At 43.1% G+C, this 16,627-nt stretch carries 10 protein-coding genes; 3 read left to right on the top strand and 7 right to left on the bottom strand.

What is annotated here, in order from left to right:
- Window positions 1-133: 133 nt before the first annotated feature.
- From AC2SLO_RS08010 to AC2SLO_RS08035, 6 genes are all read right to left on the bottom strand, one after another.
- Entirely contained in the window at window positions 134-1,315 is a 1,182-nt protein-coding gene (locus AC2SLO_RS08010) for a globin domain-containing protein (RefSeq protein WP_486543052.1), read from the bottom strand.
- Window positions 1,316-1,576: 261 nt separating this feature from the next.
- Window positions 1,577-2,302 (bottom strand): respiratory nitrate reductase subunit gamma, encoded by a 726-nt coding sequence (gene narI / locus AC2SLO_RS08015; RefSeq protein ID WP_486543054.1) that lies wholly within the window; start codon window positions 2,300-2,302, stop codon window positions 1,577-1,579.
- A gap of 13 nt (window positions 2,303-2,315) precedes the next feature.
- Window positions 2,316-3,179, bottom strand: a complete 864-nt coding sequence (gene narJ, locus AC2SLO_RS08020; RefSeq protein WP_486543056.1) for a nitrate reductase molybdenum cofactor assembly chaperone — start codon at window positions 3,177-3,179, stop codon at window positions 2,316-2,318.
- Window position 3,180: 1 nt separating this feature from the next.
- Window positions 3,181-4,719 (bottom strand): nitrate reductase subunit beta, encoded by a 1,539-nt coding sequence (gene narH, locus AC2SLO_RS08025; protein ID WP_486543058.1) that lies wholly within the window; start codon window positions 4,717-4,719, stop codon window positions 3,181-3,183.
- A 36-nt stretch (window positions 4,720-4,755) separates the two neighbouring features.
- The gene (locus AC2SLO_RS08030; RefSeq protein WP_486543060.1) at window positions 4,756-8,526 is read right to left on the bottom strand and encodes a nitrate reductase subunit alpha; all 3,771 of its coding nucleotides are present in this window, start codon (window positions 8,524-8,526) and stop codon (window positions 4,756-4,758) included.
- Window positions 8,527-8,909: 383 nt separating this feature from the next.
- On the bottom strand, window positions 8,910-10,274 hold the full coding sequence (locus tag AC2SLO_RS08035) for a NarK family nitrate/nitrite MFS transporter (protein ID WP_486543062.1): 1,365 nt from the start codon (window positions 10,272-10,274) through the stop codon (window positions 8,910-8,912).
- Window positions 10,275-10,545: 271 nt separating this feature from the next.
- Between AC2SLO_RS08035 and AC2SLO_RS08040 the strand changes: the two genes are divergently transcribed.
- Window positions 10,546-12,534 carry a histidine kinase gene (locus tag AC2SLO_RS08040; protein ID WP_486543064.1) on the top strand — a complete coding sequence of 663 codons (1,989 nt, stop codon included), beginning with the start codon at window positions 10,546-10,548 and terminating at the stop codon, window positions 12,532-12,534.
- A 51-nt stretch (window positions 12,535-12,585) separates the two neighbouring features.
- Window positions 12,586-13,239, top strand: a complete 654-nt coding sequence (locus AC2SLO_RS08045; protein WP_486543066.1) for a response regulator — start codon at window positions 12,586-12,588, stop codon at window positions 13,237-13,239.
- A gap of 112 nt (window positions 13,240-13,351) precedes the next feature.
- On the opposite strand, the gene AC2SLO_RS08050 is transcribed toward AC2SLO_RS08045, so the two are convergent.
- Window positions 13,352-14,845 carry an MFS transporter gene (locus tag AC2SLO_RS08050; RefSeq protein WP_486543068.1) on the bottom strand — a complete coding sequence of 498 codons (1,494 nt, stop codon included), beginning with the start codon at window positions 14,843-14,845 and terminating at the stop codon, window positions 13,352-13,354.
- 354 nt (window positions 14,846-15,199) lie between these two features.
- On the opposite strand from AC2SLO_RS08050, the gene AC2SLO_RS08055 reads away from it, so the two are divergent.
- On the top strand, window positions 15,200-16,396 hold the full coding sequence (locus AC2SLO_RS08055; RefSeq protein ID WP_486543070.1) for a sugar transporter: 1,197 nt from the start codon (window positions 15,200-15,202) through the stop codon (window positions 16,394-16,396).
- Window positions 16,397-16,627 lie beyond the last annotated feature (231 nt).

Consider the following 16,627-nt stretch of genomic DNA (forward strand, 5'->3'; position numbering starts at 1 on the left):
TGTACTCCATTGAGTCATAATCCACCACAAAGCCGATTGGGCAATGAATGCTTTATCCTGCATTTAACGCTTAGTCGGCTTTATAATGGCGCTGTATAAGTGAACAGCTTTAATGATTATTTAGTAAATTGGTTTATCTTGCGCTTAGGCTCATTTTTGGACCAAATGGCTCATAATGTATATTGTCACCACTGTGCTCTAACGTCATTAGCCCATCAATCATACTGTCCATAAAGGTCATCGAACCGCACACATAGACATCAGCAGGATTGGGTAATGTTTTTAGCCACGTCTCATCTAAGCGCTGATTGTCTTCAGAATAAAACGTGTTTTTCTGAACCTGCTCTGCTTGCTCAAGCAACGCATTCACACGCTCATCAAAGGCATAGTGCTCCTGATTTTGGCAGGCATAAGCCCAGATAATAGGACGCTTAGGATTGGTTTTAACCTGCACCTCTAACATGGCAAGTACGGGTGTGATGCCTACGCCCGCACTAATAAGTGCTAGTGGCACATCATTTTGCTCAATCAGTGACTGATTAAGCTCAAAGTCGCCTGCTGGCGCTGAGAGATATAAGGTGTCGCCAACTTCAACGTTGTCGTGCAAGTGGTTGGATACCAGTCCACGATGTTCGTCTTTATTATCACGGCGTACCGCAAATTTTAGACCGCCGCTACTATCGACTGAATACAATGAGTAATGTCGTAAGGCAATATGGTCACTGTCTTTAGGGTCGGTTTTGACCGTAATGTATTGACCGGCTGTTAATGGCAGCTTACTGACATCGAAGCCATTTTCTTCAGGCTGAACAGTGAAAGCGGCGATATCTGAGCCTGTGATTTCTTTCTTAATGACTTTGAAAGGTACAAAGCCTGACCACATGGCGTTTTGATACATATCTGCTTCGACCTTGATAAAGACAGAAGCAATCTCGTCATAGGCTTCAGCCCAAGCATCGATAATCTCATCGGTTGCCACATCGCCTAGCACTTCTTTAATCGCGCCCAATAAGTGCTGGCCAACGATTGGATAATGCTCTGGTTTAATCTGTAATGCACGGTGCTTATGACCAATTTGCATCACTTGTGGCAATAACACTTCTAGGTTTTCTAAATGTTTAGCCGCTGCCAATACTGTTGTCGCTAGTGCGGTCTGCTGTCGCCCAAGCTTTTGGTTGGTCTCATTAAAGATATCCAGTAGCTCAGGGTGCTCAGCAAACATATTCTGATAAAAAACTGTGGTAATCGTATTGCTATGCTCTTCGAGTACAGGAACCGTTGCTTTAACAACCTCTAGTGTTTTGGGAGAAACCATCGTTATATCCTTAATGATTGCTAATCGATAAGCCGCTTATTAACGTTTTAATATCTGTTTCAATAACGGTTAGGCGTATCGATAAAAGTGATGCAATCATGAGTTGGTGGGTTAAGTATGTCGCTATCAAGCTTAGTGATGACTAGCGACATAAATTAGATGCCTATCTAAATTACCGACTATTTATCATAACATTCATTTTAAATTCATGTTATAAACTTATACTACCAACCCAATCCTGTATCACTTTGGTAAGGCTTTCTATTGCGATTGTTTTTGTCTAACAATCTGATAACGGCGACCCAAATACCACACTGGTGCACTGATAATATGAATCAAACGTGTGAATGGGAAAATCATAATCAGGGTAATACCCAGTGCCATATGCAGCTGATAAATCAGGTCTGCTTGTTCGATACGAGCCGCTGCATGCCAAGGTCTTAAGACCGTAATATCTTGTGCCCAGCCAGCGAGGTTCATCATGGTCAAGCCATCAAGATGATGCATTGAGGTAAAGATAGATATCAGACCTAGATTGAGCTGGATAAACAGCAGTATCAATACTAATTTGTCACTAAATGATGAGGTATGCGAGATACGATCATCGGTAAAGCGGCGTATCATCAATATCACCATCCCTATCCAGCATGCCACGCCAGCAATACCGCCCACCACCACAGCTAGGATTTGCTTATGTGCAGCGCTGATAAACGGCTCATAAATAAAATGCGGCGTTAACATACCCACCAAGTGACCCAGCAGAACAACAATGATACCCACATGGAATAAGTTGCTGGCAAGGCGCATGTTCTTGCTACGTAGCATCTGAGATGAGCCAGTTTTCCATGAGTATTGTGACAAGTCAAAACGTGCCCATGTACCCACGATAGCAACCACTAATGCAATGTATGGATAGATACCAAATAAAAATATTTGTAGCCAGCTTAAGTTGGCCAAAGACTGTACACCAGGATCTGCAATATTCATGTCCTCTCTCTCCTTAAGGCTGTTTAACAGGTTTCGACGTATCGAAATCTACCCAATGCACAGGGGCATCGACTTGTTTTGGTGGCACCACATTGCGGTCTATCGCAATACCTTTTGCAAGGTTTTGAGTGCTTGATGGGCAGCGCTCTTCTTGCTGCGCCCCCAAGAAATCAACCACCTCTTCTTCCCACTCTTGGTCCAGGGCTTCAAACGTATCGTCACGCTGCTCTTGTTGCACTTGCTCCTCTAATGCATCCACTGCATCCAGTGGCTTGCCCGCTATTTGTAGCAGTGCGTTAAAACAGCCTTCATACAAACTGTCTCTGTCTTTGAGTCTTGCCGCAAGTAGCGCAATGATATGGCTAACATCAGCGATATCCATACGGATTTTGATTTCATCGCCAGTGACCGCTGCTTGATAAGCCAAAAACTCTAAATACATCGGCAGATAATCAGGCAGCTCTTTTTGATCAATCTCAAAGCCAGCTTCTTCATACTGACCCATCAAATCGACCATGGCCTGCCCGCGGTCACGTGATTCGCCGTGCACATGTTCAAACAACCATAAAGACAGTGAGCGACCACGCTCAAACAAGCCATCGTATTGAGCTTGTGCCTCAAGTGAGCCCATCTCAATCATTTCATCAATGAGGGCTACGATTTGAGCGCGCACCTCTGGGCTGATAAGCGGTGATGTGCTAACAATATCTTTCGACATTGCCAGAGTTTCACCTTCAAACAGCTCGTTGGTTGGATAATCAATCAGCAGGCTCAATACTTTAAGGATTTTCATGTCAGAGTCTGCAATGGTTGGCATTGCTGTTCCGCTTTCTTCAACATTGGTATCAAAAGGTGTTTTTTGAATAACGTCTGTCATGCTACACCTCCCACTTTTGAACGGTGTCAATAAAGTCACGGCGCGTGGCCTTCTTCTGACCGAACATGCTGGTATCGCTACTGCCTGAGCAGCCTTCACCAAAGGTAAAGCCGCAACCATTACGCTCTGCAAACGCATCGCTCATGGCCTCTTCGCGGTGTGCCGTTGGAATAACAAAACGGTCTTCATAGTTGGCAATCGCTAAGTAGCGGTACATCTCTTCGATCTGCAGCTTAGTTAAACCCACATCATCCAAGATGCTTTGTACTTCTTGCTTCTCAACCAATTGCATGCGCTTGTAGCTACGCATCGCAAGTAGGCGTTTTAGTGCCATACGGACTGGCTCTTCATCACCAGCGGTTAACATATTGGCCAAATAACGCAGTGGGATACGTAAGCTATCTACGTCTGGAATCAGACCGTCCATGCCTACTTTGCCTGCTTCTGCTGCGTTTTGAATCGGTGATAATGGGGGCACGTACCACACCATAGGTAGCGTACGGTACTCAGGGTGTAATGGCAGTGCCAGTTTCCAATCCATCGCCAGTTTATAAACGGGTGATTTTTGAGCCGCATCAATCACTGACTGTGGTACGCCGTCTTTTAATGCTTGAGCGATCACTTCTGGATCGTTTGGATCTAAGAATACGTCCAACTGCGCTTGATATAAGTCTTGCTCGTTTGGCGTTGCAGCCGCTTCTGCAATCTTATCGGCATCATATAAAAGCACGCCAAGGTAGCGGATACGGCCAACACAGGTCTCAGAACATACCGTTGGCATGCCAGCCTCAATACGTGGATAACATAAGATACATTTTTCAGATTTACCTGACTTCCAGTTATAGTAAATCTTCTTGTAGGGGCAGCCTGAGATACACATACGCCAGCCACGGCATTTGTCTTGGTCAATAAGTACAATGCCGTCTTCTTCACGCTTATAAATTGCACCACTTGGGCAAGACGCGACACAGGTTGGGTTTAAGCAGTGCTCACACAGACGTGGCAAATACATCATGAAGGTATTTTCATACTCGCCATAGATATCTGCTTGCACGTTATCGAAGTTTTTGTCACGGCGGCGCTTTTCAAACTCTGAGCCTAAGATTTCCTCCCAGTTAGGACCCCACTCGATTTTCTGCATACGCTTACCAGTAATGACAGAGCGCGGGCGAGCAATCGGTTGGTGGTTGCTAATTGGCGCAGTTTGCAAATGCTGATAATCAAAGTCAAACGGCTCATAGTAATCATCAATCTCTGGTAAATCTGGATTAGCGAAAATGTTCGCTAATACTCTAAATTTACCGCCGATACGCGGGTTAATCGTGCCGTTGGCATTACGGATCCAGCCGCCTTTCCATTTGTTTTGGTTCTCCCATTCTTTGGGATAACCAATACCCGGTTTTGACTCAACGTTATTAAACCAAGCGTATTCCATACCTTCACGGCTGGTCCAAACGTTCTTACAGGTAACTGAGCAGGTGTGACAACCGATACATTTATCGAGGTTAAGCACCATGCCTACTTGTGATCTGATTTTCATGGGTGTGTGCTCCAAATTAAAGTGTTTAAGGTTGTCTTAACCTTCCAAAGTCGTTGGTAATGGTTGTGGTAATGAATCGTCTGGCTTGTCCTCTAACCAGTCGATTTTCGACATCTTACGAACCACAACAAATTCATCACGGTTACAGCCCACTGTGCCGTAGTAGTTAAAGCCGTATGATTGCTGCGCATAGCTACCAATCATGTGCGTTGGCTTCAAGATAGTACGGGTCACTGAGTTGTGAATACCGCCACGAGTACCGGTCTGCTCAGAGCCTGGAATGTTGACCAGTTTCTCTTGCGCATGATACATCATGGTCATGCCATCTTTCACACGCTGACTGACAACCGCACGCGCCGTAATCGCACCGTTGACGTTGAAAACTTCAATCCAATCGTTGTCCTCAATGCCAGCTGACTTCGCATCATTTTCTGACAACCAAACAATAGGACCACCACGGCTAAGCGTTAGCATTAACAAGTTTTCAGAGTAGGTACTGTGAATACCCCACTTTTGGTGCGGTGTTAAGAAGTTCAGTACAATCTCTTTGTTACCGTTGGGCTTAGCGTCTTTCATGATGTCTGTGGTTTTGGTATCAATCGGTGGACGATACTGCTGCATCTGCTCGCCAAACGCCTGCATCCAAGGATGATCCTGATAAAATTGCTGACGACCAGTAATAGTGCGCCAAGGAATCAGCTCATGGACGTTGGTATAGCCGGCGTTATAGCTTACCGATTCAGATTCTAGACCAGACCAAGTTGGACTTGAAATAATCTTACGTGGCTGCGCAACAATATCTCTAAAACGAATTTTTTCGTGTGCACTCGATGCTGCTAAATGTGCGTGCTCACGACCGGTAAAGGCTTCCAATGCTTTCCAACCTTTTACAGCTACCTCACCGTTAGTCTCAGGTGCTAGCATTAAGATGGTTTCTGATGCATCAATGGCAGTAAAGATTTGAGGACGGCCTTCTGATACACCCGGCGTGGTCACTCGGTGGTTTAAATCACCTAAGTCTTTGACTGCTTTGGTCATATCCCAGTTCAAGCCTTTTGAGCCGTTACCTAACTTCTCAAGCGCAGGACCTAGAGAGGTATATTTGGCATACGTATTAGGATAATCACGCTCAACCACTTTAATCATTGGGCAGTTTTTACCGGGTACTGGTTTTTCGCCAGCTGTTTTCCAGTCAGTACCGCCAAATGGCTGTGCCAATTCGCCTGGGCTATCGTGTTGCATCGGTAGTGTTACCACATCCGTTTCAACACCTAAGTGACCCACTGATACCTCTGAGAAGGCTTTAGCAATACCTTTATAGATTTCCCAGTCTGTTTTTGATTCCCAAGCAGGGTCAGTCGCTGCGGTTAATGGGTGGATGAACGGATGCATGTCTGAGGTGTTCATGTCATCTTTTTCATACCACGTTGCAGTTGGCAACACGATATCTGAATATAAGCAAGTTGACGACATTCGGAAGTCTAGGGTTACTACCAAATCAAGCTTACCTTTTGGCCCCTCTTCCACATAATCCACTTCTTTAGGACGTAAGCCATCTGGTAGATTCTCTTCACTCATTAGGCCGTTTTTGGTGCCTAAGAAGTACTCAAGCATGTATTCATGACCCTTTCCTGATGATCCAAGTAAGTTTGAACGCCAGATAAACATATTGCGTGGGAAGTTTTGAGGATTGTCGGGTGATTCACACGCAAAGCGTAAGCTGCCCTCATGTAGTGAATCCACGACATACTCTTCAATTTCTTTACCTTGCGCTTTAGCAGCAGCCGCAATAGATAGCGGGTTACGGTTGAGCTGAGGCGCTGATGGTAACCAACCCGCACGCTCAGCTTGAATGTTGTAATCAAGCATATGCTCTGGGAAGAACTTCTTATTCACACGAGGCGATAGGATTTCGTGCGCCGATACTGTCTCATGACGCCACTGTGAGCTGTGGTTGTAGAAGAAGCTCGTGCCATTCATGTGACGTGGTGGACGGTGCCAATCTAGAGCAAATGCCAATGGCAACCAGCCAGTCTGAGGACGTAACTTTTCCTGACCCACATAGTGCGCCCAGCCGCCACCTGATTTACCGATACAACCACATAGCATCAGCATATTAATTACGCCGCGGTAGTTCATATCAAGGTGATACCAGTGGTTCATGCCAGCACCGATGATAATCATCGATTTACCATGCGTTTTATGTGCGTTTTCCGCAAACTCACGACCCACTTGAATAACTTTTTCACGTGATAAACCGGTGATAACTTCTTGCCATGCTGGCGTGCCAGGTACGGTAGGGTCGTTATAATCGTCCGTCACGTGCTTGCCGCCTAGACCGTTATCGACGCCTAGGTTGGCAACAGTTAAGTCAAAGACAGTTGCAACTTTGACAGTACTTCCGTCTCCTAAAGTAATCGTCTTACATGGAATACGTTTAACTTGTAGCGCCTCACCTGGTACCGCTGTGAAGTATGGGTGCTCGGTATGACCAAAGTAGTCAAAGGTCACATCACACACTTCTTGCTCATTGCTATCAGATTTCAGGCTTAGAGTTAAGTCGATGTCTTTACCCGTTGAGCCGCTCTTTTGCTCTAAGTTCCACTTGCCTTTTTCGCCCCAGCGATAACCTATTGAGCCCAGTGGTGATACAAGTTCACCATCGTTATTTAGGCCAATGGTTTTCCATTCTGGATTGTTCTCTTCACCTAATCCATCAACCAAGTCTGACGCACGTAGATAACGGCCCGGACGACGACTACCGCTTTCATCTTCTTCCAACATGACTAATATAGGCATGTCAGTGTAGCGCTTGGCATAGTCAATGAAATAATCGCTTGGCTGTTTTAGGTAAAACTCTTTTATAATCACGTGACAGAACGCTTGAGCCACAGCTGCATCTGTACCTTGTTTTGGGTTTAACCAAAGGTCGGTTAGCTTTGAGATTTCAGCATAGTCAGGTGTGATAGAGACTGTTTTGGTACCCTTATAACGCACCTCAGTGAAGAAGTGAGCGTCAGGCGTACGCGTCTGCGGTACGTTAGAACCCCATGCGATAATGTAGTCTGAGTTGTACCAGTCTGCTGATTCAGGCACGTCAGTTTGCTCACCCCATGTCATCGGTGACGCTGGTGGTAAGTCGCAGTACCAGTCATAGAAAGACAAGCATGCACCGCCGATGAGCGACAAATAGCGGCTACCAGCAGCATAGCTAACCATAGACATCGCTGGAATTGGTGAGAAACCAATAATACGGTCAGGGCCATAGGTTTTGGCAGTGTAAACGTTACTAGCAGCGATGATTTCGTTCACCTCGCTCCAAGTAGAACGAATAAAGCCGCCCATACCGCGCTTTGATTTGTATTCAACGGTTTTGGCCGGGTCTTCCACGATACTTGCCCATGCATCAACTGGATCGGTATATTGAGCTGTGGCTGCACGCCATAGCTTTAATAATGGCTTACGCACTTTTGGATATTTAACACGGTTGGCTGAGTACATATACCAGCTATAGCTTGCACCACGAGGACATCCGCGCGGTTCATGATTTGGTAGGTCTGGGCGCGTTCGTGGATAATCGGTTTGCTGCGTCTCCCAGGTCACTAGACCGTTTTTAACAAAGATCTTCCAAGAACAAGAGCCGGTACAGTTTACGCCATGCGTAGATCTCACCACTTTGTCATACTGCCAGCGGTTACGGTAACCATCTTCCCATCCACGCGACTCATCGCGCAATTCACCATGGCCGTTAGAAAACTCCCCTTTTTTACGTTTAAAAAAACGGAATTGGTCGAGTAAATGGCTCATATTGCTATCCTCTAGGTTAAGACTTCAGTACAAAAACGCTCAGAGCAGCAGCCTATGTCCTTAATGCTGTCAATGCATGAGCAATAGATATCATTCGATATTGAGTATTGTAGGTGGGATAATACAAACTGAATATTGGCTAACATAGGCAATTGCCTACCACTTTAGGGTTAGGTGACAGTAAGTTTTTATTCCGATAAATTTTCAAACCTTTGGCAAATTAAACATAGTGTTTTAATTTTTCTTGTAACTAAATGATTGTCCCTACGAATATGCTTAGGCTATTTGTTATTTTAAATACACTTATGCCGTAGATAAAAAAAGCGCCACTTTAAAAGTGACGCCTGCTAACTAAAATTGTATTCAGTATTTGATTGACTGCTCTATGAAGGGTACTCAGCATTCTTACGGCTGTAATACCACCATGTCAATATAATACATACGATATAAAACACTATCAAACTAATAAACGTACCTTGTGCACCCAAGCTTGAACCAAACATCTTAGGAATAAAGAAAGCACCGTAAGCGGCAAATGCAGAGGTAAAGCCGACAACCGCCGCTGACTCTTTATTTGATTCAGTAACCACATCTTTGGTACCTAATTTTTCATGGAATGTTCTAAAGATAACTGGAATCATACGGAATGTAGAACCATTACCAATACCTGTTGCAATAAACAACACCATAAACGAGATAAAATAACCTACAAAACTACCTGCTGATGTTTCACTTGGTAAAAAATACATCACCGCAATAACGGCAACAACCATCACAATAAAATTCCAGAATGTAACTTTTGCCCCACCAAACTTATCAGCAATCCAGCCTCCAAATGGACGGAAAATCGCCCCTACGAAGGGACCCAAAAAGGCAAACTTTAGTACATCCACTTCTGGAAAAGATGTTTTAATCAACATTGGAAACGCTGCTGCAAAGCCAATAAACGAACCAAATGTCGCCATATAAAGGATACACATAATCCAGTTATGTTTACGCTTAAAGATAACCGCTTGATCTTTAAATGATGCCTTAGCGGATGATAGGTCGTTCATACCAAACCAAGCTGCCACTGAAACTAATAAGATAAAAGGCACCCAGACGAAACCTGCATTTTGCAAATACAGCTCTTTGCCTGTATCAGTTAGTAGTGGTGCACCGCCGAGTGCGCCAAAAACACCAAACCCAATAACTACAGGTATTAAAAACTGCATCACAGAAACACCAAGATTACCCAACCCTGCGTTTAAACCGAGGGCAGTACCTTGTTTGTCTTTGGGGTAGAAAAAAGAGATGTTTGACATCGAGGATGCAAAGTTGCCACCACCAAAACCACATAACAGTGCAATAATGACAAACACGCTAAACGGTGTATCTGGAGTCTGTACTGCAAACCCCATCCATAAGGCGGGAATGAGTAATGAAGCGGTAGAGATTGCTGTCCAGCGTCGTCCTCCAAAGATAGGTACCATAAATGAGTAAAAAATACGCAGCGTTGCACCTGATAGACCAGGTAATGCGGCCAGCCAAAACAATTGAGCTTGATCAAACTTAAAACCTATATCAGGTAATCGTACAATAACCGCACTCCATACCATCCATACCGCAAATGCTAATAATAAAGCGGGAATAGAAATCCATAAGTTGCGTCTAGCAGCTTGCTTACCGCCATTCTCCCAAAAATCTTCCATCTCAGGACGCCAGTCAGTAATGACCTTACCCCCTTTTAGTGCCTCTTTGTTACTCATAATTCCCTACCTTATAATTCATAGCTTTGATTTAAAATTTAATAGCCTGCTGGCACACAAGCTACAATAAATTTATGTCAGCACTAACAGTAAGGGGTTATGTGGTTTATTCCTATGCATATATGGGTTTATAACAGTAGCTTAATGGGAGTAAATACACCTAACTAAAGGTGACTACCTCTTTGGTAGTATTATCTTTAAATAATATAGTGCTATTCTAGGCGCAGCTAAACTACTGTTTGTATTCATTGATATTAAGATCTATGCCGTTATGCTAAAAACTGTCAGCAACATGCTATCTGATTCACTGCCGACCCGTGCTTGGCTGGCAGTGATTACTGTTACCTTTTTATTTTTGATGTCAGCAATGAGTAGTGGATATTTGGCATGGGTATCACAAGAAGATGCTAAAGCTGTGAATACAGCAGGCTCGATTCGAATGGCCACTTATCGTGTTAACTTTTTGTTGGCATCAGATTTCGACTATCCTGAATTTATTGATCTTACCGATGACAACTTTGATAGCAAACAATCAGAAGATTCACATCTATATCATCATCAAGCTATCGACTATCTCATCAAAGACATGCAGCGCCGCCTAAGTGACTTATATCAATATCAAAACAATCACAAAAATAACGACTTTGAGATAGATCAGCAGCTTAAAAAAATTGATAATCAGTGGCAAACCATATTACAGCCAGCGCTGGCATCTCAAGATATGAGTAGCTTCTACCAAGCCTCTTTAACCTATATTTTTGACGTTGATAATCTAGCCAATCAGCTCCAGTATCGTAATGAACAACGCCAAAAGTGGCAGCAGATTTTACAGTTTTTTTCATTAATCTTAGCAGTACTGGTCATGCTTGCAGGACTTAGAGAACTAAAACAAAAGGTACTCAGACCAGTAAATTCGCTAATAAAAGCAACCAAGGAATTTCGGCGTGGTCATTTAGATAGTCGCATTCCTGCCAGCGGCTATAGGGAATTTAACAGCTTGGCAGTCTCTTTCAACGATATGGCCGCGACCATAGACTCTTATCAAAAATCCTTGGAAAAAGAAGTTGCCGTTAAAACTGTAAACTTAACACAAGCCAATAAGGTGCTGTCACTGCTGTATGACTTTGCTCGTCACCTCACCACAGAACAAGTTGGTCTCACCCAACTAAATCGTCTCATTTCAGACTTTGAGGCGATTATTCCGGGAATTAATCTAACCCTATGCTTACAATATGATGCATTAGGCAGTAAGGATTCCATTGCTATATATGGAAATAAAATTAGTGAGATCTGTGCGTCTAATACCTGCGACACCTGCCATGTCAACCTAGCAAAAGAGATTGAAAGCTATCCAGTTGCGCATCGTGATATCCTCTTTGGTGAACTTCGAGTTCGTGCAACCGCTCCTACAATGAAAGATGACAAAAACAAAATTCCTCTGGTAGATGAAACCACTGTATTTGTCAACCCTATAACTGACCCAGATATATCTAAAGATAAGTTAAGCCATATTGAAATAGACCCTATTGCTATCAATAATGAGGCCATCATCGCTTTAACCAATTTGATTAGCACCGCTATGTTTTTGGTTCAACAGCGTCAACATGAGCACCAGATTATTTTATTAGAAGAGCGTGCTACCATTGCTCGTGAATTGCATGACTCACTGGCACAGTCTTTGTCGTATCTTAAAATTCAGGTTGCCATTTTGGAAAAAAGACTCGATAACACCCACTGTACCAGCCCAGACTATACAACCCTGACTGATTCTATTGTTAATATTAAAGATGGCTTAAATTCAGCCTATCAGCATTTGCGAGATTTATTGGTTACTTTTCGCTTAAGTTTAGATGATGATAGCTTTGACGAGGCCCTGCTCAATTCAGTACAAGAGTTTGCCGAAAAAGGTGGCTTTAACTATCATATTAACAATCAAGTGATGTCATTGAACTTAAGCGCTTTAGAGCAAGTGAATATCATTCAAATTGTTCGTGAGGCGTTATCAAATATTTGTAGGCATGCTAACGCCACTCAAGTAGATGTTAGTTTTAAATATGTACCTAATAGCAATGACACCTTGCTACGTATAGCAGATAACGGTGTGGGGATTTCCCACGATTTTGATCAGACCCATCATCACGGACTAATGATTATGCAAGAGCGTGCAAATAGTCTCGGTGGTCAGTTAATCGTGAAAGAAAATACGCCTAAAGGTACGATTATAGAAGCCCAGTTTTCTCCAGATTTTTTTAATAAGTAAATAATTCACTGACACCACTTCCTATCTTTCACCTTAAATATATGAGTCCTTATGAGCCCTAAAATATATACATCAACATCCCCTGCTAAGATTCTACTAGTCGATGATCACCCTATGCTAAGACATGGCATGGCAGATTTGCTGAGTTTAGAGTCTGACTTTGATGTGGTTGCTGATGTGGGCAGCGGAGAGGAAGCGCTGAGTTACCTTCAAGATAACGAAGTGGATCTGATTATATTAGATCAAAATATGCCAGGATTAAGCGGGCTGGACACACTTAAGCGTATCCATGAGCAAGGTTTTAATACAAAAATTTTGATGTTTACAGTCTCTGACAGTGGTGACGATATACATAATGCGTTAAAACTTGGTGTAAATGGTTATTTGCTTAAAGATATGCAACCTGTTCAAGTAGCTCTGGATATAAGAAAAGCTTTACGTGGCGAGCTAGTTGTGAGTTCACGTTTGGCAGCAGTATTAGCACAGGCGTTACGCACACCTAACATTGATGATATCGTCAGCAACCTAACTGGTCGCGAGCTTGAAGTGGTCAAAATGATTGCCAAAGGTCACAGCAATAAAATGATTGGCAACGAACTTGGTATTTCAGAGTCTACGGTAAAAGTGCATGTTAAGCATATTTTGAACAAAACCAACCTGCGTACCCGTGTTGATGTGGCCGTATGGGCCGTCAATAATATATAACCAATTAATAGCTTTCTAAATAAACTATGGGCTAAAAGCCAACTTGATTTAAGTTAGCTTTCAGCCCATATTCAATTGAAGTACTTTTTAGTACTAAATAATGTAATTCTGATTATTTTTGATTCACTAATCTTTCTTCTTCTGCAATTCGGCGGTCAACCGATGACATAGCATATTCGTCACCAAAGGCATTTTCGGGCTCTTTCAACCAAAAGTAGCAAACTATCCATGATAAAAATGCACCACCGGCAATAATAAAGAAGAACTGGTTTGGATTGACGAATGTGAATATGAACAAGTAGAATACTGCACCCACGTTACCATAAGCACCCGCCATACCGGATATCTGACCTGTTAGACGGCGTTTGATAGCAGGAATAATACCAAAGGTTGCACCCTCTGCACCTTGCACAAATACCGAACATAAAATGGTAAATACGACAGCAATAAATAAAGGCCAGCTTTCATTGAGTAATCCCATTAACGCAAAGCCAATACAAATACCGAACATATAAATCAGCATGACCAAACGTCGGTTGCCGATTTTATCTGAAATATAGCCACCTAACGGACGTGCCCATAGATTAACAAAAGCAAAAGTTGACGCAACCAGACCTGCTGTTGTCGGATTTAAATCCCACGTTGTTGCAAAAAACATGGGCAACATAGACACCACTGCAAGCTCAGCACCGAAGTTGGCAAAGTAGGTCACGTTTAGTGCCGCAATAGATGTAAATGGGTATTTATCATCTTCAGGAATGCCCTCTTTTAGCATCGGGATGTTGACACTTAAAGCTTTATAAATCTGATAGATTACTATTAAAGCAATCACCGCATAACAAACGATTGCACCTGTCTCACCTAAAAAACCCATCGATTGAGTACGGTATACCAATACACCTAAAATACCATATAGCGGAATAGTAAATAGGCAGTAAAGCCATAAATCACGCCATGTGGATACTTCTAGTGCCCCTGATTTTCTAGAGCGTTTATGAGTATCAGCAGTCGGACCGTCAGTGATTAAAAACCAATAAGCCACACCATAAATTGCCATGATTAAGCCTGATAAGGCAATTGCCCAGCGCCAGCCATCATCACCACCAAAAAACTGTAAAGCGACTGTTGGGATAGTAATAGCGGCAGCAGCAGAACCAAAGTTACCCCAACCGGCGTAAAACCCTTCAGCAAAACCGATATCTTTTGGCTTAAACCAAAGTGCGGTCATATGGATACCCACTACAAAGCCAGCACCGACAATCGACATAAACAGACGTGAAACGAATAATTGCATGGCAGAGTCACCAAAGGCGAAGAACCATGTGGGTATCGCCATCACGACCATTAAGACTGAGAATACACGTCGCGGACCAAACCTATCAAGTGCCATACCAACCACTACTCGACCTGGAATGGTTAATGCAACGTTTGCAATTAAAAATAGTTTGATATGATCATCGGTTAAATAATTTTCTGTCGCTAACATAGATGTTGCTAACGGTGCCATATTAAACCAAACATAAAAGGTTAGAAAAAAAGCAATCCACGTATAATGCAGCGCTCTAATATCTCGGCGTTCAAGTTCAAGCAGCTCTTTTGCATGCATGATATCTCTCCTCACATAAGGTGGCAAAAGCACGGTTACTAGAGTGATAACTTGATTTTAGTTGAGTACCAAATCATCTGTTGAGGCAGTCTAGTACTCATGCTCCTTGTAATAGCATCAATATACTGGCAATGCTATTAGAGATATATCAGGCGTTAGCAGTATGAAAGTCTGCTTATATACTACTTTAGGGTGATATAGAATATATGAATCAATAACCCTAACCTTTAAGACTGGCTTTACCTTAAGCACCTACTCATATAATGTGTTAATTTTTATCAAAGAACAACTTTCTTTATTATTATTCCCTTGTTATCTTGAGCCACTTATTATTGCGTTTTTGTATGGGGCGTTATGACATATCACAATGAGGCGGAGGTGCCACTCTCCCGCCGAACTCAGTATATTCAGGTGATATTAATGGGCGTGAGTGCCTTTGTTATGAATACCACTGAATTTGTGCCAGTGGCGTTACTCAGTGATATTGCACAAGATTTTGCGATTACGCCGGCCGAAACCGGCTGGATGCTGACCATATACGCATGGATTGTGGCGGCCATGTCCTTGCCGCTGATGCTCATGACTAAAAACTTCGAGCGTAAGCGGTTGCTGCTTGGTATCTTTGCTTTATTCATTGCCAGCCACGTGCTCTCTGTCATGGCATGGAGCTTTAATATTTTACTCATCAGCCGTGTGGGCATCGCTTTTGCGCATGCGATATTTTGGTCAATTACCGCGGCGATTGCACTGCGGGTAGCACCTGAGGGCAAGAAGGCCTTTGCGCTTAGTGTTGTGGCGACAGGAACGTCGCTTGCAATGGTATTAGGCGTACCGATTGGACGTTTAATAGGCCAATGGTTTGGCTGGCGCGCGACGTTTGGTGCTATTGGGGTTATAGCGTCCGTCGTATTTTTACTACAAGCCAGACTGCTGCCTAATTTGCCCAGTTTATTTCAAGGCTCATTTAGAAAAGTACCAGAGCTGCTTAAAAATCCACTCTTGGTGTGCTTATACTTGTTTATATTTTTGGTCTTCACCGCGCATTACACCGCCTACTCGTATATCGAGCCGTTTATGCGTCAAGTGGGCGAAATCAGTGAAAACTTTGCAACCTTTGTGCTGCTGCTATTCGGGGGTGCCGGTATCTTAGGCAGTGTCATCTTTAGCCGTTGGGGGGATCGCCACAGTACGCTGTTAATGATAATCTCCGCCATTGTTATGCTGATTTCTACGCTCGCATTACTGCCAGTGATAGCCTCTCCTTGGGCTTTAAGTTTAAATGCTGTCATCTGGGGTACGGCATTGATGCTGTTGATTATTGCCGCGCAGGCAAAAGTACTGATGGTCGATGTGCATGCTCAAGATATGCTGATGTCGATGTTCTCCGGTATCATTAATCTAGGTATTGGTGCAGGTGCACTTATCGGTGGTTATGCCGTGGTTCATATTTCTCTTTCTAGCGTTGGCTTTGTGGGCGCAGCAGTAAGCTTTTTAGCACTGTTGCTGATTTTATTTATGTCAAAGCGGTATTTTATGCCAAATATACTCTGAGCTAACTTTTAACTAAAAATAAAATCAGGATAGGTATGACCAATTATTAAAATAATCCTGTGCGTTCCATTCAGCATATCTCTCTTCTACAATTAGATGCCAGCCCTTATTAGGACTGGCTTTTTTATTGTTAGATTTTCAGCTCTAGCTCCGATTTAGTTAACTTCCGTATCAAAAAATTAAAAATTAATATTGCGTTTCATTTTTATTGTTATATTATAACATAACATT

Source organism: Psychrobacter sp. CX14, from assembly GCF_057396205.2.

Coding starts and splice junctions, on each gene's coding strand:
- narJ (WP_486543056.1), bottom strand. CDS start 3,179: ATGACAGACGTTATTCAAAAAACACCTTTTGATACCAATGTTGAAGAA.
- AC2SLO_RS08010 (WP_486543052.1), bottom strand. CDS start 1,315: ATGGTTTCTCCCAAAACACTAGAGGTTGTTAAAGCAACGGTTCCTGTA.
- AC2SLO_RS08045 (WP_486543066.1), top strand. CDS start 12,586: ATGAGCCCTAAAATATATACATCAACATCCCCTGCTAAGATTCTACTA.
- AC2SLO_RS08055 (WP_486543070.1), top strand. CDS start 15,200: ATGACATATCACAATGAGGCGGAGGTGCCACTCTCCCGCCGAACTCAG.
- narI (WP_486543054.1), bottom strand. CDS start 2,302: ATGAATATTGCAGATCCTGGTGTACAGTCTTTGGCCAACTTAAGCTGG.
- AC2SLO_RS08035 (WP_486543062.1), bottom strand. CDS start 10,274: ATGAGTAACAAAGAGGCACTAAAAGGGGGTAAGGTCATTACTGACTGG.
- AC2SLO_RS08030 (WP_486543060.1), bottom strand. CDS start 8,526: ATGAGCCATTTACTCGACCAATTCCGTTTTTTTAAACGTAAAAAAGGG.
- AC2SLO_RS08050 (WP_486543068.1), bottom strand. CDS start 14,845: ATGCATGCAAAAGAGCTGCTTGAACTTGAACGCCGAGATATTAGAGCG.
- AC2SLO_RS08040 (WP_486543064.1), top strand. CDS start 10,546: ATGCTAAAAACTGTCAGCAACATGCTATCTGATTCACTGCCGACCCGT.
- narH (WP_486543058.1), bottom strand. CDS start 4,719: ATGAAAATCAGATCACAAGTAGGCATGGTGCTTAACCTCGATAAATGT.